This window comes from Rhizobium sp. YS-1r (genome assembly GCF_000757525.1).
GTDB classification, from domain to species: Bacteria; Pseudomonadota; Alphaproteobacteria; order Rhizobiales; family Rhizobiaceae; genus Neorhizobium; species Neorhizobium petrolearium.
Map to the genome: position 1 here is coordinate 105,747 of NZ_JPYQ01000001.1, position 966 is coordinate 106,712.

The window sequence follows — 966 nt, forward strand, 5'->3', positions numbered from 1 at the left end:
CCCCGCCAATGCCGGTGTCGGTTCGGCGGTCGGTTTCCTCGCCGCGCCGGTCTCCTACGAGATCGTAAAGACGAAATACATGCGGCTCGATGCATTCGATCACGAAGGCGCAAGCGAGCTGCTCGCCACGACATCCGCCGAGATCATGGCGTGGGTCGCTCCGGCCGCCCAAGGCAAGCTGATCGAGGAGAAGCGCGTCGCCTTCATGCGATATGTCGGCCAGGGGCATGAAATTCCCGTCGAGCTGCCGGTGCGCGATATCACCGCTGACGACGTCCCTGGTCTGCGCGCCCAGTACGAAAAGACCTACCAGCTGATGTTCAACCGCTCCATTCCGCAGGCGGCGATCGAGATCATGGCCTGGTCGGTGAACTGCTCGACACCCGCCGTCCTGCCGGAGACGATCGCGCAGATCACGCTTACCGAGGGCGAGACATCCGCCGACGTGATCCAGATCTTCGACGGCAAGGCGGAAGCCAAGGTCGACGTCAAACGCTACCGCAGGGAGGCGCTGCTTCCCGGCGTCGTCATCCCCGGCCCTGCGATCATCGTCGAGAAGGAAACCACGACCTACGTGACCGGCAGTTTCGACGCATTCATTGACGCAGCGGGCTCGATCGTCATGGATCGGAAGGGGATCGCTGCATGAACATCCAGACCCGTATCAGCCTGATCGACAAGCAGATCATGTGGAACCGCCTGCTGGCGGTGGTGGAGGAGCAGGCGCAGGTCTGTCAGCGTACGGCGTTCTCGACGATCGTTCGCGAATCCGGTGACCTTGCCGCCGGTGTCTTCGATGCCAAGGGCCGCATGCTCGCCCAGGCCGTTACCGGTACGCCGGGTCACATCAATTCCATGGCTTTGGCCGTCGGCCATGTCATCCGCACCTGGGGCCTTCCTGCAATGAGGCCCGGTGACGTCTTCATTCACAACGATCCGTGGATGGGGACCGGCCATCTGAACGAT

1 protein-coding gene and 1 pseudogene are annotated in these 966 nt (G+C 62.5%); both read left to right on the forward strand.

Translation table 11 applies throughout. From position 1 onward, the window contains the following. Nucleotides 1–649, forward strand: a pseudogene (locus JL39_RS32330) (hydantoinase/oxoprolinase family protein); the annotation flags it as partial. Next, on the forward strand, nt 646–966 hold a 321-nt coding region (locus tag JL39_RS00485), incomplete at its 3' end, for a hydantoinase B/oxoprolinase family protein (RefSeq protein ID WP_037145139.1). The pseudogene JL39_RS32330 and the gene JL39_RS00485, both read left to right, overlap by 4 nt.